The sequence below is a fragment of the Mycolicibacterium sp. XJ2546 genome, from assembly GCF_053483195.1.
Map to the genome: position 1 here is coordinate 335,158 of NZ_JBEFRW010000001.1, position 24,134 is coordinate 359,291.

General features: G+C 66.5%; 25 protein-coding genes. 16 read left to right on the forward strand and 9 right to left on the reverse strand.

What is annotated here, in order from left to right; translation table 11 throughout:
• Nucleotides 1-5: 5 nt before the first annotated feature.
• Entirely contained in the window at nt 6-1,094 is a 1,089-nt protein-coding gene (locus tag ABQE44_RS01725; RefSeq protein ID WP_448393774.1) for an ABC transporter ATP-binding protein, read from the forward strand.
• Between the two features lie 2 nt (nt 1,095-1,096).
• Here the strand turns inward: ABQE44_RS01725 and ABQE44_RS01730 are convergent, their stop codons facing one another.
• Entirely contained in the window at nt 1,097-1,324 is a 228-nt protein-coding gene (locus ABQE44_RS01730) for a hypothetical protein (RefSeq protein ID WP_448393775.1), read from the reverse strand.
• A gap of 34 nt (nt 1,325-1,358) precedes the next feature.
• Here ABQE44_RS01730 and ABQE44_RS01735 point away from each other — a divergent pair, with 34 nt between their 5' ends.
• From ABQE44_RS01735 to ABQE44_RS01745, 3 genes are all read left to right on the forward strand, one after another.
• Nucleotides 1,359-3,662 carry an ATP-dependent DNA ligase gene (locus ABQE44_RS01735; protein ID WP_448427967.1) on the forward strand — a complete coding sequence of 768 codons (2,304 nt, stop codon included), beginning with the start codon at nt 1,359-1,361 and terminating at the stop codon, nt 3,660-3,662.
• A 128-nt stretch (nt 3,663-3,790) separates the two neighbouring features.
• Nucleotides 3,791-4,138 carry a hemophore-related protein gene (locus tag ABQE44_RS01740; protein ID WP_448393777.1) on the forward strand — a complete coding sequence of 116 codons (348 nt, stop codon included), beginning with the start codon at nt 3,791-3,793 and terminating at the stop codon, nt 4,136-4,138.
• Nucleotides 4,139-4,243: 105 nt separating this feature from the next.
• A complete protein-coding gene (locus tag ABQE44_RS01745; RefSeq protein ID WP_448393778.1) occupies nt 4,244-5,248 on the forward strand; it encodes a helix-turn-helix transcriptional regulator in 1,005 nt (334 codons plus the stop codon).
• Between the two features lie 12 nt (nt 5,249-5,260).
• Here ABQE44_RS01745 and ABQE44_RS01750 read toward each other — a convergent pair whose 3' ends face one another.
• Nucleotides 5,261-6,127: an LLM class flavin-dependent oxidoreductase gene (locus tag ABQE44_RS01750; RefSeq protein WP_448427969.1), complete on the reverse strand. Its 867-nt coding sequence runs from the start codon at nt 6,125-6,127 to the stop codon at nt 5,261-5,263.
• A 65-nt stretch (nt 6,128-6,192) separates the two neighbouring features.
• On the opposite strand from ABQE44_RS01750, the gene ABQE44_RS01755 reads away from it, so the two are divergent.
• A complete protein-coding gene (locus ABQE44_RS01755; RefSeq protein ID WP_448407791.1) occupies nt 6,193-6,465 on the forward strand; it encodes a DUF4235 domain-containing protein in 273 nt (90 codons plus the stop codon).
• Between the two features lie 4 nt (nt 6,466-6,469).
• Here ABQE44_RS01755 and ABQE44_RS01760 read toward each other — a convergent pair whose 3' ends face one another.
• A complete protein-coding gene (locus ABQE44_RS01760) occupies nt 6,470-6,754 on the reverse strand; it encodes a DUF4873 domain-containing protein (protein WP_448427971.1) in 285 nt (94 codons plus the stop codon).
• On the reverse strand, nt 6,751-7,659 hold the full coding sequence (locus ABQE44_RS01765) for an AurF N-oxygenase family protein (RefSeq protein ID WP_448393782.1): 909 nt from the start codon (nt 7,657-7,659) through the stop codon (nt 6,751-6,753). The genes ABQE44_RS01760 and ABQE44_RS01765 overlap by 4 nt, the downstream gene beginning before the upstream one ends.
• Before the next feature lie 103 nt (nt 7,660-7,762).
• On the opposite strand from ABQE44_RS01765, the gene ABQE44_RS01770 reads away from it, so the two are divergent.
• Together ABQE44_RS01770 and cobF are read left to right on the forward strand one after the other, a co-directional pair.
• Nucleotides 7,763-8,815: a YihY/virulence factor BrkB family protein gene (locus tag ABQE44_RS01770; protein ID WP_448427973.1), complete on the forward strand. Its 1,053-nt coding sequence runs from the start codon at nt 7,763-7,765 to the stop codon at nt 8,813-8,815.
• Nucleotides 8,816-8,830: 15 nt separating this feature from the next.
• On the forward strand, nt 8,831-9,583 hold the full coding sequence (gene cobF, locus ABQE44_RS01775) for a precorrin-6A synthase (deacetylating) (RefSeq protein ID WP_448393784.1): 753 nt from the start codon (nt 8,831-8,833) through the stop codon (nt 9,581-9,583).
• On the opposite strand, the gene ABQE44_RS01780 is transcribed toward cobF, so the two are convergent.
• Complete coding sequence (locus ABQE44_RS01780) at nt 9,580-10,062, reverse strand: nucleoside deaminase (protein ID WP_448393785.1); 483 nt, start codon at nt 10,060-10,062, stop codon at nt 9,580-9,582. The two genes, cobF and ABQE44_RS01780, sit on opposite strands and share 4 nt — an antisense overlap.
• 39 nt (nt 10,063-10,101) lie before the next feature.
• Here ABQE44_RS01780 and ABQE44_RS01785 point away from each other — a divergent pair, with 39 nt between their 5' ends.
• The 3 genes from ABQE44_RS01785 to ABQE44_RS01795 all read left to right on the forward strand — a co-directional run bounded on the left by ABQE44_RS01785 (nt 10,102) and on the right by ABQE44_RS01795 (nt 12,371).
• Entirely contained in the window at nt 10,102-10,485 is a 384-nt protein-coding gene (locus tag ABQE44_RS01785; protein WP_448393786.1) for a phage holin family protein, read from the forward strand.
• 4 nt (nt 10,486-10,489) lie between these two features.
• Nucleotides 10,490-11,353, forward strand: coding sequence for an Fpg/Nei family DNA glycosylase (locus ABQE44_RS01790; RefSeq protein WP_448393787.1), 864 nt, complete (start codon nt 10,490-10,492; stop codon nt 11,351-11,353).
• 85 nt (nt 11,354-11,438) lie between these two features.
• Nucleotides 11,439-12,371 (forward strand): alpha/beta hydrolase, encoded by a 933-nt coding sequence (locus ABQE44_RS01795; protein WP_448427975.1) that lies wholly within the window; start codon nt 11,439-11,441, stop codon nt 12,369-12,371.
• Here the strand turns inward: ABQE44_RS01795 and ABQE44_RS01800 are convergent.
• On the reverse strand, nt 12,368-12,907 hold the full coding sequence (locus tag ABQE44_RS01800; protein ID WP_448393789.1) for a TetR/AcrR family transcriptional regulator: 540 nt from the start codon (nt 12,905-12,907) through the stop codon (nt 12,368-12,370). The two genes, ABQE44_RS01795 and ABQE44_RS01800, sit on opposite strands and share 4 nt — an antisense overlap.
• Nucleotides 12,908-12,974: 67 nt before the next feature.
• The gene (locus ABQE44_RS01805; protein WP_448393790.1) at nt 12,975-13,541 is read right to left on the reverse strand and encodes a chorismate mutase; all 567 of its coding nucleotides are present in this window, start codon (nt 13,539-13,541) and stop codon (nt 12,975-12,977) included.
• A 42-nt stretch (nt 13,542-13,583) separates the two neighbouring features.
• On the opposite strand from ABQE44_RS01805, the gene ABQE44_RS01810 reads away from it, so the two are divergent.
• The 3 genes from ABQE44_RS01810 to ABQE44_RS01820 are packed head-to-tail and all read left to right on the forward strand — an operon-like array spanning nt 13,584 to nt 15,788.
• Nucleotides 13,584-14,333, forward strand: a complete 750-nt coding sequence (locus ABQE44_RS01810; RefSeq protein ID WP_448393791.1) for an SDR family oxidoreductase — start codon at nt 13,584-13,586, stop codon at nt 14,331-14,333.
• Nucleotides 14,334-14,376: 43 nt separating this feature from the next.
• Nucleotides 14,377-15,366, forward strand: coding sequence for an NAD-dependent epimerase/dehydratase family protein (locus ABQE44_RS01815; RefSeq protein WP_448427977.1), 990 nt, complete (start codon nt 14,377-14,379; stop codon nt 15,364-15,366).
• A 44-nt stretch (nt 15,367-15,410) separates the two neighbouring features.
• On the forward strand, nt 15,411-15,788 hold the full coding sequence (locus ABQE44_RS01820; protein WP_448427979.1) for a hypothetical protein: 378 nt from the start codon (nt 15,411-15,413) through the stop codon (nt 15,786-15,788).
• 197 nt (nt 15,789-15,985) lie between these two features.
• Here ABQE44_RS01820 and pgi read toward each other — a convergent pair whose 3' ends face one another.
• Nucleotides 15,986-17,653, reverse strand: coding sequence for a glucose-6-phosphate isomerase (gene pgi / locus ABQE44_RS01825; protein ID WP_448427981.1), 1,668 nt, complete (start codon nt 17,651-17,653; stop codon nt 15,986-15,988).
• Nucleotides 17,654-17,702: 49 nt separating this feature from the next.
• On the opposite strand from pgi, the gene ABQE44_RS01830 reads away from it, so the two are divergent.
• A complete protein-coding gene (locus ABQE44_RS01830; RefSeq protein ID WP_448393795.1) occupies nt 17,703-19,151 on the forward strand; it encodes an NAD-dependent succinate-semialdehyde dehydrogenase in 1,449 nt (482 codons plus the stop codon).
• 124 nt (nt 19,152-19,275) lie between these two features.
• Nucleotides 19,276-21,201, forward strand: coding sequence for an acyltransferase family protein (locus ABQE44_RS01835; protein WP_448427983.1), 1,926 nt, complete (start codon nt 19,276-19,278; stop codon nt 21,199-21,201).
• Nucleotides 21,202-21,259: 58 nt separating this feature from the next.
• On the opposite strand, the gene ABQE44_RS01840 is transcribed toward ABQE44_RS01835, so the two are convergent.
• Complete coding sequence (locus tag ABQE44_RS01840; RefSeq protein WP_448393797.1) at nt 21,260-21,565, reverse strand: chorismate mutase; 306 nt, start codon at nt 21,563-21,565, stop codon at nt 21,260-21,262.
• Nucleotides 21,566-21,778: 213 nt separating this feature from the next.
• On the opposite strand from ABQE44_RS01840, the gene pcrA reads away from it, so the two are divergent.
• Nucleotides 21,779-24,133, forward strand: coding sequence for a DNA helicase PcrA (gene pcrA / locus ABQE44_RS01845; protein ID WP_448427985.1), 2,355 nt, complete (start codon nt 21,779-21,781; stop codon nt 24,131-24,133).
• Nucleotide 24,134: the final 1 nt, after the last annotated feature.

Consider the following 24,134-nt stretch of genomic DNA (forward strand, 5'->3'; position numbering starts at 1 on the left):
ATCCAATGGCGACAATCACTTATCGCAACGCCTCCTGCATCTACGAGGGCTCCGACAAGCTCGCGGTCGACTCGTTGAACCTCGACATCACCGACGGTGAGTTCGTCGTGCTGGTCGGGCCATCGGGTTCGGGCAAGAGCACCGCGCTGCGCATGCTCGCCGGCCTCGAGGACATCGACGAGGGCAGCATCGAAATCGGCGGCCGCGACATGGTCGGCGTGCCCTCCAAGGACCGCGACATCGCGATGGTGTTCCAGAACTACGCGCTGTACCCGAACAAGACCGTCGCGGAGAACATGGGTTTCGCGCTCAAGCTGCGCGGGGTGCCTTCCGCCGAGCGACGCCGCAAGGTCGAGGAAGCCGCCAAAGTGCTTGACCTGGTGGAGTTCTTGGACCGCAAACCGGCCAAGCTGTCGGGTGGGCAACGTCAACGCGTCGCGATGGGGCGCGCGATCGTGCGTGAACCGCGGGTGTTCTGTATGGATGAGCCGTTGAGCAACCTCGACGCCAAACTGCGGGTGCAGACCCGCACCCAGATCGCCGCATTACAGCGCCGGCTGGGCACCACCACGGTGTACGTCACCCACGACCAGGTCGAGGCGATGACGATGGGTGACCGGGTGGCGGTGCTGCGCGACGGCAAGCTGCAGCAGTTCGCGTCGCCCAGCGAGCTCTACGACAAACCGCACAACGCGTTCGTGGCCGGTTTCATCGGCTCACCGGCGATGAACCTCGTGACGCTGCCGATCGCCTCAAACGGTGTTCGCGTGAACGAGGATTCGACGCTGGAACTCGAGCGCGACCAGATGACGCTGCTGGCCGATGCCGGTCTGGACGAGGTCACCATCGGCATCCGGCCCGAGCAGCTGGAGCTCACCGACACCGGCGGCGTCGAGGTCGTCGTCGACCTGGTCGAGGACCTCGGCAGCGAGGCATACGTCTACACCCACACCGCCTCCGGCTCGGGGGTCGAGTTGGTGGCGCGCACGATGCCACGGTCGGCGCCGAAGCTGGCCGACACCGTGCGATTGCGCAAGCGTTCCGACGGTTATGTGCACTTGTTCCACCCGGAAACAGGGGAGCGGATCGGGTAGCTCTAGCCAACGACCGCCGGGTTGGCTGGATCCAGGCCGCTCGGCAGATCCGGGTCCAAGCCCGTTCCCTCGTGGGTGACCGTCTGGTGGGCCATGCTCCGGCAGTTGTTGTCGATCGGCGTCTGATCGCCCGAGCAGTAGGGGACGAGATCCTGCGGGTCCGCTGCAGCGCTGGGTGCGGCGATCAGCGTGGCCGCCGCGACCAGGCACGCTGCCAGAATCGTCCGCACTGATTCACCGTAGCAGCGGGTATACGTTCGTACTGTGGATCGTTTCGGCCGGGTGAAGCTGACCAACCCCGACAAGGTGCTGTACCCCGCGACGGGCACCACCAAGGCGCAAGTGTTCGACTATTACCTGCGCATCGCCGAGGTGATGATCCCGCACATCGCGGGGCGTCCCGTCACCCGCAAGCGCTGGCCCAACGGCGTCGAGGAGTCGTCGTTCTTCGAAAAGCAACTCGCATCGTCGGCGCCGGACTGGCTGGACCGCGGCACCATCGTGCACAAGTCCGGCACCACCACATATCCGGTCATCAACACCGTCGAGGGCGTCGCGTGGCTGGCGCAGCAGGCGTCATTGGAGGTGCACGTTCCGCAGTGGCGGTTCGTTACGGGCGCGCGCAGTGGGGAGAGGGGTGACACGTTCAAGCCCGGCCCGGCCACCCGTATCGTCTTCGACCTCGACCCGGGCGAGGGCGTCACGATGAAGCAGCTGTGCCGGGTCGCCACAGCGGTACGAGACCTGATGAGCGACATCGGGCTGACGACCTTTCCGCTCACCAGCGGCAGCAAGGGGCTGCATCTGTATGCACCGCTGGACGATCCGGTCAGCTCGCCGGGCGCCTCGGTGTTGGCCAAACGCGTTGCGCAGCAACTGGAAAAGGCGATGCCCAAACTCGTCACCGCGACCATGACCAAGAGCCTGCGCACCGGGAAGGTGTTCCTCGACTGGAGCCAGAACAACGCGGCCAAGACGACGATCGCGCCGTATTCGCTTCGCGGACGCGAACATCCGACCGTCGCCGCGCCGCGCACCTGGGAGGAGATCGAGGACCCGAAGCTGCGTCATCTCAACCTCGACGAGGTGCTGACCCGCGTCGAAGAGATGGGTGATCTGCTCGCCGAACTCGACGAGGCGGTACCCATCGCCGACCGGTTGACCACCTACCGCAGCATGCGCGACCCGTCGAAAACCCCCGAGCCGGTACCCAACAAGCCGCCGAAGACCGGCGACAACAACCAGTTCGTCATCCAGGAACACCATGCGCGACGGCTGCACTACGACCTGCGCCTCGAACGCGACGGCGTGCTGGTGAGCTGGGCGGTGCCCAAGAACCTGCCCGAAACGCCAGCCGAGAACCGGCTCGCCGTGCACACCGAGGACCACCCACTGGAGTACCTGACCTTTCACGGTGAGATCCCCAAAGGCGAGTATGGCGGCGGCAAGATGATCATCTGGGATTCGGGAACATACGAAACCGAGAAGTTCAACGATGTGCCACCGGACGGCGCCGCGAAAGGCGGCGAAGTCATCATCACCCTGCACGGCGACAAGATCCGCGGGCGGTACGCGCTGATCCAAACCGACGGGAAGAACTGGCTGGCCCACCGGATGAAGGACCAAAAGGACCCGCACGTCGGCGATCTCGCGCCCATGCTGGCCACCGAGGGGTCGGTGGCCAAGCTCAAGGCGGGCCAGTGGGCGTTCGAGGGTAAGTGGGACGGCTACCGGGTGCTGGTGGAAGCCGACCGCGGCAGGCTCAGCATACGTTCGCGGCGCGGCCGCGACGTCACCGCCGAGTATCGCCAATTCGAGGCGCTCGCAGCCGATCTCGCCGACCATCACGTGATCCTCGACGGCGAGGCGGTGGCACTGGACGAGTCGGGTGTGCCGAGTTTTTCCGAGATGCAGAACCGGGCCCGTTCCACCCGGGTGGAGTTCTGGGCATTCGACATCCTGAATCTGGACGGCCGCTCGCTGCTGCGCGCCAAGTACTCCGACCGCCGGAAAATCCTCGAAGCCTTGGCTGCGGGCGGCGCGCTGATCGTACCCGAACCGCTGCCCGGCGACGGCCCCGAGGCACTCGAGCAGGCCAAGAAGAAACGGTGGGAGGGCGTCGTCGCCAAGAAACGCGACTCGACCTACCAGCCGGGGCGACGCTCAGCGTCGTGGATCAAGGACAAGCTGTGGAACACCCAGGAAGTCGTGATCGGCGGCTGGCGCCAAGGCGAGGGCGGACGCTCGAGCGGGATCGGCGCGCTGGTGCTCGGGATTCCGGACCCAGACAATCCAGCTGGAGGACTGCAGTTCGTCGGTCGCGTCGGCACCGGCTTCACCGACAAGGCCCTCGCCGATCTCAAGAAGACGCTCAAACCGTTGGAGACCGACGAAAGCCCGTTCAACGACCGGCTGCCTCGCCAGGACGCCAAGGGCGTCACGTTCGTGCGGCCCGAACTGGTCGGCGAGGTGCGCTACAGCGAACGCACCTCCGATGACCGTCTGCGCCAGCCGAGTTGGCGCGGCCTGCGGCCCGACAAGGAGCCCGACGAGGTCAGCTGGGAGTAGGAATGCGCCAAAGAAGTGTCAACTGCCCGAACTATGGGTACTGACCACTTCGTCGGGGAACGTAACGCCACCTCAGGGGATGAGCAATGCACAAAATCAGCGTGAAACGCGGGGCTCTCGGTCTACTCATGTCAGGGGCGGTCGGCGGGCTGGCTGCGACGACGATTGCGCTGCCCACGGCCGCCGCGCAGCCGCAATGCACCGCAGCCGGGTTGAGCACTGCGCTCGGTTCGGTGTCCACCGCGACGGGCGACTACCTGGCGAGCCACTCCGGGGCAAACGACGTCGTCACCAATGCCGGCGCGATGCCGCCCGGTGAGGGCGAAAACGCGATCCGCGCATATTTCGTCGCCCATCCGCAGGAGTGGGCTGATCTGCAAGCGATCGCCCAGCCCCTGCGTACCTTGCGCGAACAGTGCAATGTCGACGTGGCGCCCGCCCAGATCGCGCGGTTGTTCGACGCGATGGCGTCGTGAGTTCACTGGCACCCATCGCCCGCTGGCACGCTGAACTCGTGGTTACGATGGAGTTGGCCATGGGTTGAGCACACGGGTCCGGGGACCATCACCTTCGAGAATGAGGTGATCGCGATCAGTATCACTTCGTGCCACGTTCATCGACCGGAACGAAGCCAGGTCGAGATAACCGACGCTGCGGACGCCGAGGAATACCTCGAGGACGTCTACGGGGTGCGGCTGCGACTGTCACGCAAACAGGTCGGTGTCCGCGAGGGCCCGTTGTTGATGCACTCGCGAACGGCCGTGGGGCCCTTCGCGATTGACGAAATCATCGCACCCGGGCACTTGGCAGCCGCACCAGATCCGCTCAACAGGGTTGTGGTGGTGTGGACGACCCGCGGCTGGTTCGACACCGACTGCGACGGTCTGACGAGCGAGGCCACGGTTGGCGACATCACGGTGACCTCCCAGCCCCACCTGCCGCACTGTGCCACCTCACAGGATCTCGCAAGCACGACGTTGCTGCTGGACCCAGCGGTGGTGGCCGGTGTGGCGACGGGTCTGCCAAGCAGCCATGCCCCCCTTCCTGTCCGGTTCTCCAGTTTTGCACCCGTTGACCTGGCTGCCGCGCGGCTGTGGAAGAACACCGTCGACTATGTGCGGCGAAATGTTGTGGCCGACGACTGTTTCGCCACACCGCTCGTTTTGGGTCAGGCGGGCCGGCTGCTGGCAGCGGTAACCCTGTCGACGTTCCCGAACTCGGCTGCCAGCCAGCCCTCACCCCATGACTACACCGACCACAAGCCGGTGTTGCTCCGTCGCGCCATGGAGTTCGTGGAAGCCAACGTCACCACTGACATTGCGCTCGCCGACATCGCGGAGGCGGTGCATGTCACTCCCAGGGCGGTGCAGTACATGTTCCGTCGCCACCTGGAAACCACACCGCTGCAGTATCTGCGCAGGCTGCGGCTGCACTACGCCCGTCAGGAGATGTTGGCGGCCGACCGGCCGTACGACACCGTCACCGAGATCGCGGCCCGTTGGGGCTTTGCGCACACCGGCAGGTTCGCGCTGCAGTACCGGCAGACATATGGCGAGAGCCCGCACTTCACGCTGCGAGGCGGGTAGGCGAGTGAGTTTTTACAGCTTGGCGATGACCTTCTCGGCGAAGCTCTCCAGATGGCGGATTTTGGTGTCCAGCGGTTCGGTGTCCTGACCGCTGATGTAGGGCAGCCGGAAGCCGACGATCACATCGGTGACGCCCTTGTCCTCGAGGCGTTTGATCCCGTCCAAGGTGAAGGCGTCGGCCGAGATGACGTGGATCTCGAAGGGCCCGGTATGGCCCTGCTCCACGCGAAACTGATTGAGCCGCTTGATGAGGTGATCGAGTTCCTCGGCGTCGCCCCCGCCGTGCATCCACCCGTCCCAGCGGGCTGCGCGCCGCAACGCGGCATCGGCGTGGCCGCCGATCAGGATCGGAATCGGCTTCGTCGGCGCAGGCGTCATCTTGGTTTTGGGGATGTCGTAGAACTCGCCGTGAAATTCGAAGTATTCGCCGGTGGTCAGCCCCTTGATGATCTCGATGCACTCGTCCATGCGTTTACCGCGCCTGGCGAACGGCACACCCATCAGCTCGTAGTCTTCGGGCCACGGGCTGGTGCCCACGCCGAGCCCCAGCCGGTTGTCGAAAAGCGCGGCCAGTGAACCCGCTTGCTTGGCCACCAGCGCGGGCGGGCGGATCGGCAGCTTGAGGACGAAGAAGTTGAACCGCAGCGTCGTGGTGACCGCGCACAGCGCCCCGGCGAGAACGAAGGCTTCGATGAACGCCTTACCGTCGAGGAACTCACGGTTGCCGTCGGGGGTGTAGGGATATTTGGAATCTGATTCGAACGGGTAGGCGATGCTGTCTGCGATCGTCATCGCGTGATACCCCGCCGCCTCGGCGGCCTGCGCCAGCGGAAGGTAGTACGTCGGATCCGTCATTGCCTCGGCATAGGTGAAGCGCACCCGACCATCCTAGAACGCGTTCTAGTTTTGGGTTTAGGGTTTGCGCTGACGGGAACCTCGGTCCCATGACCGTGGTATCGAAGGCCGTGTACATGCCGCTGCAACTCGCCATCAGCGTGGCCGGAGGCCTACTGGCGGGCAAGGTCTTCACCGAAATCTGGCAGCGGGTCAATCCGTCGGACACCGAACCGCCGGACCCCAAGGATCTGGAGCGCTCCGGGCGTCAGGCGATCGCGGCCGCGGCGCTGCACGGTTTGGTGTTCGGACTCGTCCGTGCCGCGGTGGACCGCGCCGGTGCGCACGGATATCAGGCCATGACCGACCGCAGCCCGAAGTAGCCCGTCAGTCCCCGCCGGCCATCGCGAACGGAGGCGCGCCGACGCCGGCGACGCAGTGGGTGTCCCACGGGGTCACCTCCGTCAGGCGACCGGTCGCGGTTCGACCGTCGATGCACACCGACACCTGCTGCGGTAGCCGAAGTGCCGTGTCGGGTGTCCAGCCGAAAACCATTCCGCGCCAGTGGTACCGGCCGTCGATGGGATCGAGGTGTCCGGTCAGCCTGACCCGTACCGCGTGGTCCATGTTGTTGACGCGGATGGCCGCCGGGCCGTCGTACACGGCAGTCATCGGGGCAGGAAGCCGCTTCTGCGCCACATGCGCCTGGCGATCGGACCCATCAAGCCGACCTCCTCGAAAAACGATGCCAGCGGCGCGAAGCCGGCCACCTTGACAGCTTGATGGTGCTTGTTGGCCAGTGCCATCTGCCGCGCCGCGCGGGCGTCAAGGCCCATCCGCCGGTACGGGACAGGGATGGTCAGCAGGTAGCGGTAGAACGGCCCACCGACACCGTGCAGGTTGCTCATCACGAACCGCTGGACGAAGCGCATATGCGGCCTGGTCCGACGCAGCCCATCGCGGGCATACTGAATGTGGCGGGCCTCCTCGGTCACATGAATTCGCATGAGGCGCTTGACAATTGGCTGCAGATCAGGATCCTCCAGAATCTGTCGCTGCAGCGCGTCGAAAATCTCCTCGCCAACCAGCGCGGCGCCCCACAGGATCGGCCCTCGGAACAGCAGCGGCAGAGCGTTGATGATGACTCGCTGCCACCGCCGGGGCTGCACCGGCTCCGCGCCGAGCCGTTCGATCACCTTGCCGAACATCACCATGTGCCGTGTCTCGTCACCGAGTTCGGTGAGCGAGTAGTGCGTCGACGCCGCCCTCACGTCCCGGTGCATCAGGTCGCGTAGAAGTGCCTGATTGAGGATGTTCTCGAACCAGATACCCGCCGACAGAATGTTCACCAGTTCCTGACGGGACAATTCGATCTGCTGCGCGCGTGTCATCGCGTCCCAGGCCGGCGTGCCGTAGAGGGTCACGATCTGTGGCGGCAGGAAGAATTTGTCAGGGTCCAGCGGTGCGTCCCAGTCGATGTCGACGGCGGGCGCATAGGACTTCTTGGCCGAGCCCTTGAGCAGGCGTTCCGCGATGGTTTCGCGCGTCGGACGAGAAGTACTGAGCGGCGTACTCATAGCTAGGAACGTAGGGACACATTCGACGCAAGTCAATACCTGCGGTACTGCATACCTGCGGTACTGACCTGGTTTGGCTGCGGCGGCCGTGGTAAGAGGTGGTATGCGAACTGACGAGGCCGACAACGCCGCTGAGGCGCCCGACCCAGACGACCCTCGCAAACCCGAGTCCCCAACCGACCTCACCCGGCCGTCGCTGATCTACGCCATGCGCAAGGCGCTTCGAGAGTTCATGCAGGACCAGTGCACCGATCTGGCGGCGGCGCTGACGTACTACGCGACACTGTCGGTCTTTCCGGCGCTGGTGGTCATGGTGTCGTTGCTCGGGGTGTTCGGGCAAGGCCAGCGAACGGTCGACGCGTTGCTCGAGATCGTCGGCGAGGTGGCGCCGGCGTCCGCGGTCGACACGCTGCGGCCGACAATTGAGCAGTTGGTCAACGCGCCGACAGCAGGCGTCGCGTTGGTGCTGGGCGTCGTGGGCGCGCTGTGGTCGGCGTCTGGATATGTGGGCGCGTTCGGCCGAGCCATGAACCGCATCTACGAGATCGACGAGGGGCGGCCGGTATGGAAGCTGCGCCCGGTGCAGTTGATGTTGACGCTGGCCGGTCTGATGATGGCGGGCGCCGTCTTGGTGATGCTCGCGGTCAGCGGCCCTGTCGCCGAGTGGTTCGGCGATCTGATCGGGCTCGGCGATGCGGCGGTGACGGTGTGGAGCATCGCCAAGTGGCCGCTGATCCTGCTCTTCGTCGTGCTGGCGGTCGCGATCCTGTACTACGTCACACCCAACGTCGAGCAGCCGAAGTTTCGCTGGATCAGCGCCGGCGCAGCGATCGCGATCTTGGTGTGGCTGGTCGCGTCGCTGCTGTTCGGGCTCTACGTGGCGAATTTCGGCAGCTACAACCGGACCTATGGCGCGTTGGGCGGCGTCATCGTGTTCCTGCTGTGGTTGTGGATCACCAACCTCGCGTTGCTGTTCGGTGCCGAAGTGGACGCCGAACTGGAGCGTAGCCGTCAGCTGCAGGCCGGGCTGCCGGCCGAGGAGGAGTTGCAGTTGCCGCCCAAAGACGACCGTAATCTGCGCAAGTCAGCGGCCGCCGAGAAGAAGGACGTCAAGCGGGCCCGTCGGCTTCGGCTTTCGCGCGGCCGCAAACACTGAGGGCATACTGCCTGCGTGACTCGTCGAATCCACGTCATCGGCATCGGGGCCGGCGATCCCGACTATGTGACGGCGCAGGCGGTGACCGCGCTCAACGACACCCAGGTGTTCTTCGCGATGGACAAAAGCGACACCAAAGACGACCTGGTGGCGCTGCGACGCCAGATCTGCGAACGCTTCATCCGCGAACCCGGCTACCGGTTCGTGACGCTCACCGACCCGCCCAGGAACAGGATGGTCCCCGACGGTCCCGCCTACCGGCAGGCCGTCGCCGACTGGCATGCCGCACGCGCGCGCGTGTGGACGTCGGCCATCGAGACCGAACTCGGACCAGAGGGCGTCGGTGCCTTTCTGGCATGGGGAGATCCGTCGCTGTACGACAGCACCCTGCGCATCCTCGAGACCGTCGCCCGTGAAGTCGACATCACCTACGACGTCATCCCGGGGATCACCGCGGTCCAGGCGCTGACCGCGCGACATCGCATCGCGCTCAACGACATCGGGGAGCCCGTCCTGATCACCACCGGTCGGCAATTGCGCGAGCACGGCCTGACGGGTAGCGCCGTAGTGATGCTCGACGCGGACTGCGCGTTTCTCGGCTGCCCGCCTGCGACGCGCATCTGGTGGGGCGCATACCTGGGCACACCCGACGAGATGCTGGTCGCAGGCACGGTCGGCGAGGTCGGCGATCAGATCGCGCAGATGCGCGCCGACGCGCGGGCCAACCACGGCTGGATCATGGATACCTACCTGCTGCGGTCGGGCTAGGTGACGCGACGCTCACCGCCGTTGCGTTCGTTCCACCTGCGATAGACGTCGACTGCGGCCTCCAGCGGCTGATGGCGCATCGGCAACCGGCGCTGTGTCCAGTCCTTGGCGAACTCGTCGTAAAACGTGTTGAGCTCAAAGTATTTGCGGTCGTCGACGTAGTAGGGCTCATAGGCGTCACGGGTGGTCAGGAAAACGACTTCGTCTGGCGAGCAGTAGTACAACGAACCAAGACACATCGGGCACGGGTGGGCGAGGACGTAGATCGTGGTACCGGTGAGATGTTCGGTGCCCAACGTCGTGCACGCCTGACGTATCGCGAGGATCTCGGCATGTGCGGTCGGATCGTGCGTCTGGGCAACCTGATTGGCGCTTTCGGCGAGGACCTCACCGTCCTTGACGATCACGGTGGCGAACGGGCGGCCGCCCTCGTCGACGTTTCGCCGCGCGAGATCGACGGTGCGTTGCGCGAAATCCATGGCGGTCCCTCCAATGCGTCGTTGGTTTAGGCTAATGCGATGTCGTTTCTGTTGCGCGCGGCTTTGACCGGGCTCGCGTTGTGGGTGGTCACGCTGATCGTGCCCGGTATCCGGTTCGTCGGCGCGGATTCCACACTGCAGGAGATCGGCATCATCTTCGTCGTCGCGGTGGTCTTCGGTCTGGTCAACGCGGTCATCAAGCCCATCGTGCAGATCATCTCGATCCCGCTCTACATCCTCACGCTCGGTTTGATTCACATCGTCATCAACGCGCTGATGTTGTGGATCACGTCGTGGATCACCGAGAACACCACCCACTGGGGTCTCTACATCGACGACTTCTGGTGGACGGCGATCTGGGCGGCGATCGTGTTATCCCTCGTCAGTTGGCTGTTGTCGCTGGTGGTCCGAACGGCAAACTAGAGACATGCCCGAACTGCCCGAAATCGAAGCGCTCGCCGACCACCTGCGCCGCCACGCGGTGGGCCTGACCGTCGGACGCATGGACGTGGCGGCGTTCTCGGTGCTCAAGACGTTCGACCCGGCGCCGTCAGCGCTGCACGGCCAGCCCGTCACCGGCGCCGGCCGGTGGGGGAAGTATCTCGGATTACAGGTGGGTGACCTGCATTTGATCACCCACCTGTCGAGGGCGGGATGGCTGCGCTGGTCGGACAAACTGGCCGCCGCGCCGCTGAAACCGGGCAAGGGGCCCATCGCCTTACGGGTACACCTCGGAACACCTGGGGAAGCGCCGGGCTTCGACCTCACCGAAGCAGGCACCCAGAAGCGGCTCGCGGTCTGGCTCGTCGACGACCCGGCCGCAGTGCCCGGCATCGCCACGCTGGGGCCCGACGCGTTGTCGCTGGGCCCCGACGACCTGGCTGACGTGCTGAAGACCAACAGCGGGCGAATCAAAACCGTTCTCACCGACCAGAAGGTGATCGCCGGCATCGGTAATGCCTACAGCGACGAGATCCTGCATGCCGCGCGGCTGTCGCCGTTCGCGACGGCGGGCAAGCTGACCGAGGCGCAACTCGCCGCGCTGCACGACGCGATGATCAGCATCCTCACCGACGCCGTCGAACGCTCGGTCGGTCAACAGGCGGCCACGCTCAAGGGTGAGAAGCGCTCCGGGTTGCGGGTCCACGCCCGCACCGGGCTGCCCTGCCCGGTGTGCGGGGACACCGTGCGTGAAGTGTCGTTCGCCGACAAGTCATTCCAGTACTGCCCGACGTGCCAGACCGGCGGCAAGGTGCTCGCCGACCGGCGGTTGTCGCGGCTGCTGAAGTAAATGTGAGCAGCCGCGCGTCGGCCCAGGCAGGTGGGCTGCGGAACGCGGGTTGTCAGCCGATGCTCGGCGGCCGACGCTGATGGGCATGGATTACGCCAGATACGCCTCATTTTTGCCCACCGAGCACCGCCCGAATCCACCGATCGATCCGACGTCGACCTGGTGGTCGTGGCGCGGGCGCACCATCCACATCGCCCGGGCCACCGCATCCGAGGCGGCCGTGCGCGTGATGGTCATCCACGGCGGCGGCGGTTACTCGGGCGCACTGTGGCCGATCGCGGCGGCCGCCGCGCGGGAAGGCGTCGAGGTGCTGGCACCGGACATGCCGCTTTACGGTGACACCGTCGAACCCGACCCGGGCTCGGTGCGCTACCACGACTGGCTCGACATGTTGTCCGAACTCGTGGCCGCCGAGCGCGCCCATGACCGGCGCCCGCTCGTCCTGCTCGGCGCGAGCATGGGCGGCATGATGGCGTACGAAACCGCCGCGCGCACAGGTGAAGTCGCCCACATTGTCGTCACGTGCCTGCTCGACCCGGTCGATCCCGACGCCAGGCGCGCGGTGGCGCGCATCCCGGCGATCGGGCCGGTCGCACCGAAAATGATGAACGCGGTCGATCCGCTGCTCGGCGACGTGCGGGTGCCGATCCGCTGGCTGGTCGACATGAACAACATGAGCCTGAACCCGGAGTTGAGCCGGTTGTGCGCCACCGACCCGAAAGGCGGAGGCGTGCGGGTGCCGCTTGGCTTCCTCGCCAGCTGGCTGAATTTCCGGCACGCGGAGCCCGAAACCTTCCGCGCGGCACCCGTCACCCTGGTCCATCCAGCGGCGGACCGCTGGACCCCACCGGAGCTCAGCATCAACTTCCTGAACCGCATCGGCGGGCCGACAAGCCTTGTGCTGCTGGAGAACTGCGGTCATTACGCGATCGAGGAACCGGGGCTGCGCCAGCTCGCCGACGCATTGCGCGCGGTTCGTGACGACGTGCTGTCCGGTTCGACGGGTACGGCGCCCTAGGTCGGCGGCGCCAACCGGCCGACCAAACTCACCAGCTGCTCGACGTCCATATCGCGGCTGGTCATGACTCGGTGCAGGTGAGCGTCGACCGCGTGGATCACGGTCTGGGCGGTCAACTCGGCGTCGCCACCGTCGCGGCCACACCGCGCCAAGTGGTAGGCGACCTCCCCGCAGATGTCGTTTTCGAACGCCCGAAGAGCATCGAGTTCGGCAGGCAGGCGCGGGCCGAGCCGATGCATCAGGCGGTGGAGGCCGGGATGGTCGCGGTGCAGGTCGACGACCGTCTCGAGGAGAATGCGCATGGCTTCGTCGAACGGCGGCTCTTCGTCGCGCAGCCGCTTGAAGGCCTCGTCCATACGCGCTTGGGCCGCGTTGACATGGCGCTCGGCCAACGCGCGGATCAGCGCGTGCTTATTCGGAAAGTATTGATAGAGGCTGCCGATCGACACCCCTGCCCGTTCGGCGATGCGGTTGGTCGTCGCGCTCAGGCCTTCCCGGCTGAACATCTGCGCCGCGGCCTCGAGCAACACCTCCACAGTGTCTCGTGACCGTTCCTGGCGTGGTCGTTTCCGCGGCTCGTCGATGCGCTCAGTGTACGTCGGGTCAGCTGTCCCGACAGTAAGAACCGGTGGCCGCCGACAACGCCTGTCGGTAGAGCGGATCGAGGCGGCGGGCGTCGGCGACGGCGGTGGTGGCATCCATCAGCAGCGCCGGGCAGTCCGGGCTGTGCAGCCAGTTCCACTGCTGCGCAATCTCGTCGACCATGATGCTATTCAATTCGTCGATGTGTGAACGGGACTGCGACAGATCGGGGGCGGTGGTGGGTGCGGTCGCCGGCTCGAATTTCCACTGGCCGAAACGGATGTACTGGATGCCCTCGGTGGCGTCGATCTGGTCGCCGAACACCGTGCGCACATAGCCCTGATCGACCCCGCGTGCGGTGGCGGCCGCGGCTACCGCGCCGAGGACCGCGTCGGCGCGCTGCCGGTCGGTGATCTGTCCGCCGCGCAGCCACTTGGCCGCAGCCACCGGGTCGGCGGTGGCCAGCCGCTGCGCCGCGGTGTCGACCAGCCGGTGCAGCGGGCCGACGGGGTCAGCGTGAGCGGTCGCCGTGGAGACCGCGACGCACAAGGTCACCAGCACAAATGCCGCGATGCGCAGAAGAACCATGCGCTCATCTTGACGTTGCCTCGGCTGGCTTAGTCTGTCGGGGTGACTCGGCAGAAGATCCTGATCACCGGCGCGAGCTCTGGCCTGGGCGCCGGGATGGCCCGCGCATTCGCCGCCAAGGGCCGCGACCTCGCGCTGTGCGCCCGCCGCACCGACCGCCTCGACGAACTGCAGGCCGAACTGCTCGGCCGCCATCCCGGCATCAACGTCGCCGTCGCCACCCTCGACGTCAACGATCACGATCAGGTGCCGAAGGTGTTTCGCGAGCTCTGTCAGGAACTGGGCGGCATCGACCGGATCATCGTCAACGCCGGCCTCGGCAAGGGGGCGCCGCTGGGGACGGGCAAGCTGTGGGCCAACAAGGCCACCATCGAGACGAACCTCGTTGCGGCACTTGTCCAGATCGAAACGGCGCTGGAGATGTTCAAGGAAACCGGCGGCGGCCATCTGGTGCTCGTCTCGTCGGTGCTCGGAAACAAAGGTGTGCCGGGCGTGAAGGCCGCCTACGCCGCGAGCAAGGCCGGTGTCACGTCGCTGGGCGAGTCGCTGCGCGCGGAGTACGCCACGGGCCCGATCAAGGTGACCGTCCTCGAACCCGGGTACATCGAATCCGAGATGACTGCGAGATCCGCGTCGACGATGTTGATGGCCGACAACGAAACCGGCGTGCGCGCGATGGTCTCGGTCATCGAACGTGAAAGCGGGCGTGCCGCGGTGCCGTGGTGGCCGTGGGCGCCGCTGGTGCAGTTGTTGCGGGTGCTGCCGCCCCGGTTCACCAAACCGTTCGCGTAGGCCAACCGTGTAGCGGATTGCGCTACCGGGTAAAGGCAGCGCCATGAAGGTGTTGTTGACTGGTGGGACGGGATTTGTCGGCGCGTGGACGGCCAAGGCCGTCGCCGAGGCGGGACATCAAGTGAGGTTCTTGGTCCGCGATCCGGCGCGGCTGGCGACCAGCGCCGCGCAGATCGGCGTAGCCACCGACGATTACGCGATCGGCGACATCGCCGACGCCGAGTCGACGGCCGCGGCGATGGACGGCTGTGACGCCGTGATCCATTCCGCGGCAATGGTATCCATCGATCCACGGCAGGCCGGCGTCATGTTGCAGACCAACCTCGACGGCGCGCGAAATGTGCTCGGCTCGGCGGCCGAGCGTGGCCTCGATCCGATTGTGCACGTTTCGAGTTTCACAGCCTTGTTCCAACCAGGCTGCCGCACCCTGCACGCCGACCTCCCGGTGACAGGGGGAACAGACGGCTACGGCAAATCCAAGGCGGCGGTGGAGAAGTACGCACGAGGCCTTCAGGAGGACGGTGCGCCGGTCGCCATCACGTATCCGGGCATGGTGCTCGGACCGCCGGCGGGTAATCAGTTCGGTGAAGCGGCCCAAGGCGTTCAGGCAGCGGTGCAGATGCGTGGAGTGCCCGGTCGCGGTGCGGCGTGGACGGTGGTCGACGTTCGAGACCTCGCCGCGCTGCACGCGGCGCTGCTGGAACCCGGTAGAGGACCCCGTCGCTACATGGCGGGCGGCAAACGCGTGCAGACCGCTGACCTGGCGGCGTTGATCGGCCGCGCAGCGGACGCCTCACTTTGGGTGTACCCGGTTCCGGACGTTTTACTTCGCAATATCGGACGGGTGGTCGACGTGGTTGGGCCCTATCCTCCGTTCGCCGCACCGGTGACCGGGGCGGCGATGCAGTACTACACGCAGATGCCGTCCTGCGACGATTCGCCGAGCGAAATAGAGCTCGGCATCACCTATCGTGACCCGCAGGAAACGCTGGCGGACACCGTTTCCGGGCTCCGACAGGTCGGTAGGTTGTGAAGATTCGATGTTTCATCGGCTGCCGGTGGTGGTAGTCCGAAAGCATGAACGTGAAACTGACGAAGATGACGCCCCTGTTGTTCGCAAGCGCTGCCGCAGCGGCCATCGCAGTTGCGCCTGTCGCCGGTGCCCAGCCGCCACCACCGCCGTGTGTCAACGCCGACGGTACCCCGTGCGCCGCTACCGGCAACATCGAAGCCGGCCCCGGTGGCGGTGCCGAGGTGGACGTCCCCGGCGGCCCCCAGGGTTCGGCTGACCTCGGCGGCGCCGAGGGGGTAATCCCCGGCGGCCCTGAGGGTTCGGCTGGACCCGGCGGTGCCAGCGGTTCGTTGGCTCCCGGCGGTCCCGGCGGTGCGGCCGGCCCCGGCGGTGCGAGCGGCTGCCTGCCGAACGTCGGGTGCATCAACATTCCGGCCCCGTAATGGTTAACTAGCCACAGCTACGCGCGCGGCGCACACTCCATCAGGGGTGCGCGCCGTGTTGCGTTCGGCAGGCGCATCGCGAGTGTGCATATCCATACACCCGCGCCGGCATGTCGCGTATGAAATTGCACAGCCGGGGAGTGGGGGTGCGCCGGCGACGATCCTCGGCTGGACCAGGCCGACCCAGACGCCTGCAGTCAGGCGGTGCGGCCGCGCTCGACGCGGTATCGGCGCACCAGCGCGTCGGTCGAGGAATCGGACTGTTCACCGGGCGACGCGTCGGCGGTGATCACCGGCAGCAGCGCCTTGGCTTGGGTCTTGCCGAGCTCGACACCCCATTGGTCGAAGGAGTCGATACCCCAGATCACGCCCTCGGTGAACACCTGGTGCTCGTAAAGCGCGATCAGCTGGCCGACGACCGACGGGGTCAACTTCGTGGCCAGGATCGAGGTGGTGGGCCGGTTGCCCGGCATCACCTTGTGCGGCACCACCTCCGGAGGCGTGCCCGCTGGAAGGTCCCGGGTGATCTCCGCCGCATCTCTTCCGAACGCGAGCACCTGTGTCTGTGCGAAGAAGTTGCTCATCAACAGGTCATGCATGCTGCCTGAGCCGTCGGCCGTCGCGAGATCGTCTGTGGGCTGGGAGAACCCGATGAAGTCGGCGGGCACCAGCCGGGTGCCCTGGTGCAGCAGTTGGTAGAACGCGTGTTGGCCGTTGGTGCCCGGCTCGCCCCAGAAGATCTCACCGGTATCGGTGACGACAGGGGTACCGTCGGCGCGCACCGACTTGCCGTTGGACTCCATCGTCAACTGTTGCAGATACGCCGCGAACCGCGCCAGATCGTTGGAGTAGGGCAGGACCGCGCGCGACTGCGCGCCGAAGAAGTTGTTGTACCACAACCCGATCAAGCCCAACAGCACCGGTGCGTTGGCATCCAGCGCCGCGGTGCGGAAGTGCTCGTCGACGATGTGAAACCCGGCCAGGAACTCGGCGAAACGTTCCCTGCCGATCGCTGCCATCACACTCAAACCGATTGCGCTGTCGACGGAATAACGCCCGCCGACCCAGTCCCAGAAGCCGAACATGTTGTCGGTGTTGATACCGAAATCGTCGACCAGCTTCTCGTTGGTGGACACCGCGACGAAATGCTTGGACACTGCGGCATCGCCGAGCGCATCGGTCAGCCAGCGGCGCGCGGCGGTGGCGTTGGTCAACGTCTCCAACGTCGAGAAGGTCTTGGATGCGACGATGAAAAGCGTTGTGGCCGGGTCGAGCCCGTCGAGCGTGGCAACCAGATCCGCCGGATCGACATTGGACACGAACCGCGCGGCGATACCGGCGTCGGCGTAGTGGCGCAACGCCTGATACACCATCACCGGGCCCAGATCCGAACCCCCGATGCCGATGTTGACGACGGTCCTGATGCGTTCACCGGTGGCGCCTGTCCACTCTCCGCTGCGCAACCGGTCGGTGAAATCGCCCATCCGGTCCAGCACCGCGTGCACATCGGCCACCACGTCCTGGCCGTCGACGACCAGTTCGGCGCCGCGCGGCAACCGCAGCGCGGTGTGCAACACGGCACGGTTCTCCGAGGTGTTGATGTGCACCCCGGAGAACATCGCGTCGCGGCGCTGCTCCAGCCGGGCGGCGCGGGCCAGGTCCACGAGCAGCTGCAACGTCTCCCGCGTGACCCGGTGCTTGCTGTAGTCGATGTAGAGATCGCCGACGGCGAGCGTCAATTCGGTGCCGCGCCCCGGATCGTCGGCGAAGAACTGCCGCAGGTGCGTTTCGCCGATGTCGTCGCGATGCCGTTGCAGGGCCTGCCACGCATCAGTCGCCGTGATATCGGGTATGTCGGCACTCATGACGATGACCCTAGTGCGGGGATAAGGCCGAAGGTGTAAGAGAGGAAGTATGGATACCGCCAAGCTGCTGTCGTCAGTACCCACCGGCCTGTGGATCGGCGGTGAGCAACGGGAAGGGTCGTCAACGTTCGACGTGCTCGACCCCTCCGACGACCAGGTGCTGGCATCCGTCGCGAACGCCACCCCCGACGACGCGATCGCCGCGCTGGACGTCGCATGCGGTGTGCAGGCCGACTGGGCGGCCACCGCGCCCCGCGAACGCGGCGAGATCCTGCGCGCGGTGTTCGAAAAGATCACCGAACGCGCCGACGACATCGCCGCGCTGATGACCCTGGAGATGGGCAAGGTGCTTCCGGAGAGCATGGCCGAGGTCAAGTACGGCGCGGAGTTCTTCCGCTGGTTCGCCGAAGAGGCTGTGCGCATCGCCGGGCGCTACACCCCCAGCCCGGCAGGCACCGGCCGCGTCCTGGTCACCAAACAGCCCGTCGGGCCCTGCTATGCGATCACGCCGTGGAACTTCCCGCTGGCCATGGGCACCCGCAAGATCGGCCCGGCGTTCGCCGCGGGCTGCACGATGATCGTCAAGCCCGCGCAGGAAACCCCGCTGACCATGCTGCTGTTGGCCAAGCTGATGGACGAGGCCGGGCTGCCCAAGGGTGTGCTGTCGGTGCTGCCGACCCAGAGCGCCGGGCCCGTCACCGAGGCGCTGATCGACGACGGGCGGCTGCGCAAGCTGACGTTCACCGGCTCCACCGGCGTCGGCAAGACGCTGGTCAAACAGTCGGCCGACAAGCTGCTGCGCACCTCGATGGAACTCGGCGGCAACGCCCCGTTCGTGGTGTTCGACGACGCCGACGTCGACGCCGCGGTCGACGGCGCCATCTTGGCCAAGATGCGCAACGGCGGCGAGGCCTGCACCGCCGCCAACCGGTTCCACGTCGCCAACGCCGTGCGCGAGGAGTTCACCGAGAAGCTGGTCAAGCGGATGAGCGAGTACACCCTAGGCAAGGGCCTCGACGAGAACTCGATGCTGGGCCCGCTGATCAACGCCAAACAGGTCGCCACCGTGCAGGAACTGGTGTCCGACGCCGTTGAGCGCGGCGCCACCGTCGTCCTCGGCGGTGAGGCCCCCGGCGGACCCGGGAACTTCTATCCGGCCACCGTGCTGACCGACGTGCCCGCCGACGCCCGCATCCTCAAAGAGGAGGTGTTCGGACCCGTCGCCCCCATCACCGGCTTCGACACCGAGGACCAAGGCGTAGCCGCTGCCAACGACACCGAGTACGGGCTGTCCGCCTACATTTACACCCAGTCCCTGGACCGCGCGCTGCGTGTGGCCGAGGGCATCGAGTCCGGCATCGTCGGCATCAACCGCGGCGTGGTCTCGGATCCCGCGGCGCCGTTCGGCGGCGTCAAGGAATCAGGCTTCGGCCGCGAGGGCGGGTTCGAAGGTATGGACGAGTATCTCGAGGTCAAGTACATCGCGCTGACGAAGTAGTCCTTCCGCGCGAGCTGGGCCCACACCGCTGGGCCCACGCGCAAAGGTAGCGGAAAGCTAAAACGCATCGACACGCCGCCGCGAATGCGATTTCGCGTCTGCTCGCGCAGGAAGAATCTCGGCAGTGACCCCCGCCCGCCGACGCGACATCCCCGCCCTCGACGGGCTGCGCGCCGTGGCGGTGGCTCTCGTGCTCGCCGACCACGGCGGGATCCCCGGGGTGCCCGGCGGCTTTCTCGGCGTCGACGTCTTCTTCGTGCTCAGCGGCTTCCTGATCACCTCGCTGTTGCTCGATGAGCACGCCCGCACCGGGCGAATCGCTCTGCGCGACTTCTGGATCCGGCGAGCACGCCGGTTGCTGCCCGCGCTGCTGCTCGTGGTGCTCGCGGTGGTCGCCGCCCGGGAGCTGTTCCCGACGCAGGCGGTCGCGACGCTGCGCGACGACGCCGTCGCCTCGTTCTTCTGGGTGGCCAACTGGGCGTTTGTCGCACAACGCACCGACTACTTCGCGCAGGGCGCACCGCCCTCGCCGCTGCAACACATGTGGTCGCTGGGCGTCGAGGAGCAGTACTACGCGCTATGGCCGCTGTTGCTGATCGCGCTGGCGTTCCTGTTTCGCGCGCGGCTGCGGACGGCAGTGCTGGTGCTGGCCACCGTCGGCGCGGCCGCATCGGCAACCGCGGCGATCGTGTTCACCACCGACGCGTCGCTGAACCGCATCTACTTCGGCACCGACACCCGCGCGCAGGCGTTGATGATCGGTGCGGCGGCCGCCGCGCTCGTGGTGCGCGACTGGACGACGGTGACTATGGGCGGGCCGGTGATTCGAGCGCGGTCGCGGCGATCGCTGGCCAGGGCACTGTCACTGGTGGGTGCGGTGGTATTGGGCGTCGCCGTGCACTACGCGACAGGCAGCACTGAGGACTTTCGCGGCGGTCTGCTGATCACCGTGGCGATCGCGTCGGTGTTCGTCGTCGCGGCGGTCGCGTTGGATCAGGACGGGCCGGTGGCCCGGGTGCTGGCGTGGCGTCCGCTGGTGTGGCTCGGCGCCATCTCCTACGGCGTCTACCTGTGGCACTGGCCGATTTTCTTGGCGCTCAACGGAGAACGGACGGGCTGGTCGGGGTGGTCGCTGTTCGCGCTGCGGTGCGCGGTGACCATCGCGTTGGCCGCGGCGTCGTGGTGGCTGCTCGAGCAGCCGATTCGGCGGTGGCGTCCGGTGATCGTGCCGATGCTGCCGCTGGCCGCGGCCACCGCCGCCACCGCCGCGGTGGTGACGATGACGGTGCTGCCGGTCGGGGTGGCACCCACCGAGCAGATCCCCAGCGAGGTCGACTCGGCCGCGTACGTCGGCGCGGAAGTCCCCGTCGAAGTCGAGCGGGCCCCCCAGATCGCCCCCGGCACCAGGACCGTCGCGGTGTTCGGCGACTCGGTGGCCTGGACGATCATGCGGTATCTGCCGCCGACACCGGGTTTCGCGTTCAGCAACTACACGACGATCGGGTGCGGCATCGCGCGCGGCGGACCGTACCGCCACGTCGGCGAAACGCTGAACCAGAAGCCGGAATGTGACGCGTGGCCGGCCCGGTGGACGCAGCGCATCAACCACGATCGGCCGGACGTGGTGCTGTTGGTGATCGGCCGCTGGGAGGTCGTCGATCGGATGCACGAGGGTCGGTGGGCGCACATCGGCGAGCCGATCTACGACGCGTACCTGCGCAGCGAACTCAACCGCGCGCTGGACATCCTGGGCTCGACGGGTGCGCGCGTCGTCGTCACCACCGAGCCCTACAACCGGCGCGGTGAGCGGGCCGACGGCAGCCTCTATCCCGAAGACCGCCCCGAACGCATCGACGACTGGAACGACCTGCTGCGGCGGGTGGTGTTGAAACGCCCGAACGTCACGGTGCTCGACCTCAACCGCAAGCTCGGGCCCAGCGGCGGCTACACCAACCGGATCGACGGCATCCGGATGCGCAGCGACGGCCTGCATCCCACACCGGACGCGGTGCAGTGGCTGACGCCCTGGCTGACCGACGCCCTCAAGTAGTAGGGATTTCGGCGCGCTAACCATCGCTGAGCGCGTGTTTGCGCACCGAAATCGCCGCTTAGTGGCCGAGGCGGCCGCGGCCCAGGCGCAACAGCAGCATCGCCAGGTCCTTGCCCTCCGGGCCGAGTTCGCTGTAGCGCTCGATGACCTTCATCTCGCGGCTGTGCACCAGGCGGGTGCCGCCGGAGGCCATCCGGGCCTTGCCGATCAGCCTCGACACTTCGGTGCGGCGTTTGACCGCCTCCAGGATCGCGGCGTCCAGCCGGTCGATTTCCATGCGCAAGTCGTCGATGTCGGGCACCGGCTCGATGTCAGTAGTCATGGGATCCTCTTCGCTCTCGTGGTGTGGCAAATCTGGTCTCATCCGTTCTCGGGCCTCACACAAGAGACGAGCCCCGGGTCCGGACGCGGACCACGGGGCTCACAGAAGCTGCTAAACCACGGGCACCGCTGGCCGGTACCCGTAGAAAAATCGGCGTCGAGCCGCCTGCTGGCTGTTGAGCACCAGATGAGTGTGCCACCAACGGTGGCGTCCGCGCAAAGGATGTCCCTCGTCAGCGGTAAGTTTGGATGCGACATGAGTGTGCACGTGACCGGTTCGGATCCCATCACCGGCTTGGCCTCCGCAGACGGCGACCTGCTGGCCGGGCTCAACCCCCAGCAACGCCGGGCGGTGCTGCACGAGGGCTCTCCGTTGCTCATCGTCGCCGGCGCCGGATCCGGTAAGACGGCGGTGCTGACCCGCCGGATCGCCTACCTGCTGGCCCACCGCGACGTGGGCGTCGGGCAGGTGCTGGCCATCACGTTCACGAACAAGGCCGCCGCCGAGATGCGCGAGCGGGTGGGGAAGCTCATCGGAGCTCGGGCTGGGTTGTCTATGTGGGTGTCGACGTTTCACTCAACCTGTGTGCGGATCCTGCGCAACCAGGCCTCGCTGCTGCCCGGGCTGAACTCCAACTTCTCGATCTATGACGCCGACGACTCGCGGCGGCTGCTGCAGATGATCGGCAAGGACCTGGGGCTGGACACCAAGCGGTATTCGCCGCGGCTGCTGGCCAACGGGATCTCCAACCTCAAGAACGAACTGATCGGTCCGCAGGAGGCCGCGTCCGACGCCGCCGACGTCGGCGAGGAGATGCCCCGCATCATCGCCGAGGTCTACGCCGAGTACCAGCGCCGGTTGCGGGCGGCCAACGCGCTGGACTTCGACGATCTCATCGGCGAGACAGTCGCTGTGCTGCAAGCCTTTCCGCAGATCGCCCAGTACTACCGGCGGCGGTTCCGGCACATCCTCGTCGACGAGTACCAGGACACCAACCACGCCCAGTACGTGCTGGTACGTGAACTCGTGGGAAGGGAGAGCCCGGGAGACGATCCAGCCGGGGTCGCGCCCGCCGAGCTGTGCGTGGTGGGCGACGCCGACCAGTCCATCTACGCGTTCCGCGGCGCCACCATCCGCAACATCGAGGATTTCGAACGCGACTTCCCCAACGCCACAACGATTCTGCTGGAGCAGAACTACCGCTCGACGCAGAACATCCTCAACGCCGCCAACTCGGTGATCGCGCGCAACGCCGGCCGTCGCGATAAGCGGCTGTGGACGGATGCGGGGGAGGGTGAACTGATCGTCGGCTACGTCGCCGACAACGAGCACGACGAGGCGCGGTTCGTCGCGTCCGAGATCGACACGCTGGTGGACCGTGGGGACATCACCTATAACGACGTCGCGGTCTTCTACCGCACCAACAACTCCTCGCGCGCGTTGGAGGAGGTGTTCATCCGCTCCGGTATCCCCTACAAAGTCGTTGGCGGCGTTCGCTTTTACGAACGCAAGGAGATCCGCGACATTGTCGCCTACCTGAGGGTGCTGGACAACCCGGGCGACTCGGTGAGCATGCGGCGTATTCTCAACACCCCGCGGCGCGGGATCGGGGATCGCGCCGAAGCGTGCGTTGCCGTCTACGCCGAGAACACCGGGCTGAGCTTCAACGATTCGCTTCAGGCGGCCGCCGAGGGCAAGGTGCCGATGCTCAACACCCGCTCGGAGAAGGCGATCGCCGGCTTCGTCGAGATGCTCGACGACCTGCGCGGGCGTCTCGACGGTGAACTGGGCGACCTGGTGGAGGCGGTGCTCGACCGCACCGGCTACCGAACCACGCTGGAATCCTCGAGCGACCCGCAGGACCTCGCACGCCTGGACAACCTGAACGAATTGGTCAGCGTGGCACACGAATTCAGTACCGATCTCGCGAACGCCGAGGCGCTCGACGAACCGGTGGACGAGGACATCCCCGACACCGGTGTGCTGGCCCAGTTCCTCGAACGGGTGTCGCTGGTGGCCGACGCCGACGAGTTGCCCGAGCACGGCGCCGGCGTGGTGACCATGATGACGCTGCACACCGCCAAGGGCCTGGAGTTCCCGGTGGTGTTCGTGACCGGTTGGGAAGACGGCATGTTCCCGCACATGCGGGCCCTGGGCGACCCGACCGAACTGTCGGAGGAACGGCGGTTGGCTTACGTCGGCATCACCCGCGCCCGCCAGCGACTCTACGTCAGCCGGGCCAAGGTCCGATCGTCGTGGGGTCAGCCGATGCTCAACCCGGAATCACGGTTCCTCAAAGAGATTCCGCAGCACCTTATCGAGTGGCGGCGCACCGACCCGGGGCCGTCGATGTCGGCGCCGGGCCGAGCATCTACCGCGGGGCGCGGGCAGATGTTCGGCACGCCGCGCCCGGCGCCGGCACGGTCGTCGGCCGGTAAGCGTCCGCTGGTGGTGCTGGAACCAGGTGACCGTGTGAGCCACGACAAGTACGGGCTGGGTCGCGTGGAGGAGGTGTCCGGCGTCGGCGAATCGGCGATGTCGCTCATCGACTTCGGCAGTGCGGGCCGCGTCAAGCTCATGCACAACCACGCACCGTTGACCAAGCTTTGAT

What these genes read in the sequence shown, in the direction of transcription:
- pgi (WP_448427981.1), bottom strand. Translation starts at nt 17,653, where the DNA reads ATGAGTGCCGACATACCCGATATCACGGCGACTGATGCGTGGCAGGCC.
- ABQE44_RS01770 (WP_448427973.1), top strand. Translation starts at nt 7,763, where the DNA reads ATGCGAACTGACGAGGCCGACAACGCCGCTGAGGCGCCCGACCCAGAC.
- ABQE44_RS01725 (WP_448393774.1), top strand. Translation starts at nt 6, where the DNA reads ATGGCGACAATCACTTATCGCAACGCCTCCTGCATCTACGAGGGCTCC.
- ABQE44_RS01755 (WP_448407791.1), top strand. Translation starts at nt 6,193, where the DNA reads ATGACCGTGGTATCGAAGGCCGTGTACATGCCGCTGCAACTCGCCATC.
- ABQE44_RS01740 (WP_448393777.1), top strand. Translation starts at nt 3,791, where the DNA reads ATGTCAGGGGCGGTCGGCGGGCTGGCTGCGACGACGATTGCGCTGCCC.
- ABQE44_RS01820 (WP_448427979.1), top strand. Translation starts at nt 15,411, where the DNA reads ATGAACGTGAAACTGACGAAGATGACGCCCCTGTTGTTCGCAAGCGCT.
- ABQE44_RS01790 (WP_448393787.1), top strand. Translation starts at nt 10,490, where the DNA reads ATGCCCGAACTGCCCGAAATCGAAGCGCTCGCCGACCACCTGCGCCGC.
- ABQE44_RS01815 (WP_448427977.1), top strand. Translation starts at nt 14,377, where the DNA reads ATGAAGGTGTTGTTGACTGGTGGGACGGGATTTGTCGGCGCGTGGACG.
- ABQE44_RS01830 (WP_448393795.1), top strand. Translation starts at nt 17,703, where the DNA reads ATGGATACCGCCAAGCTGCTGTCGTCAGTACCCACCGGCCTGTGGATC.
- pcrA (WP_448427985.1), top strand. Translation starts at nt 21,779, where the DNA reads ATGAGTGTGCACGTGACCGGTTCGGATCCCATCACCGGCTTGGCCTCC.
- ABQE44_RS01840 (WP_448393797.1), bottom strand. Translation starts at nt 21,565, where the DNA reads ATGAGACCAGATTTGCCACACCACGAGAGCGAAGAGGATCCCATGACT.
- ABQE44_RS01760 (WP_448427971.1), bottom strand. Translation starts at nt 6,754, where the DNA reads ATGACTGCCGTGTACGACGGCCCGGCGGCCATCCGCGTCAACAACATG.
- ABQE44_RS01780 (WP_448393785.1), bottom strand. Translation starts at nt 10,062, where the DNA reads ATGGATTTCGCGCAACGCACCGTCGATCTCGCGCGGCGAAACGTCGAC.
- ABQE44_RS01795 (WP_448427975.1), top strand. Translation starts at nt 11,439, where the DNA reads ATGGATTACGCCAGATACGCCTCATTTTTGCCCACCGAGCACCGCCCG.
- ABQE44_RS01805 (WP_448393790.1), bottom strand. Translation starts at nt 13,541, where the DNA reads ATGGTTCTTCTGCGCATCGCGGCATTTGTGCTGGTGACCTTGTGCGTC.
- ABQE44_RS01765 (WP_448393782.1), bottom strand. Translation starts at nt 7,659, where the DNA reads ATGAGTACGCCGCTCAGTACTTCTCGTCCGACGCGCGAAACCATCGCG.
- ABQE44_RS01785 (WP_448393786.1), top strand. Translation starts at nt 10,102, where the DNA reads ATGTCGTTTCTGTTGCGCGCGGCTTTGACCGGGCTCGCGTTGTGGGTG.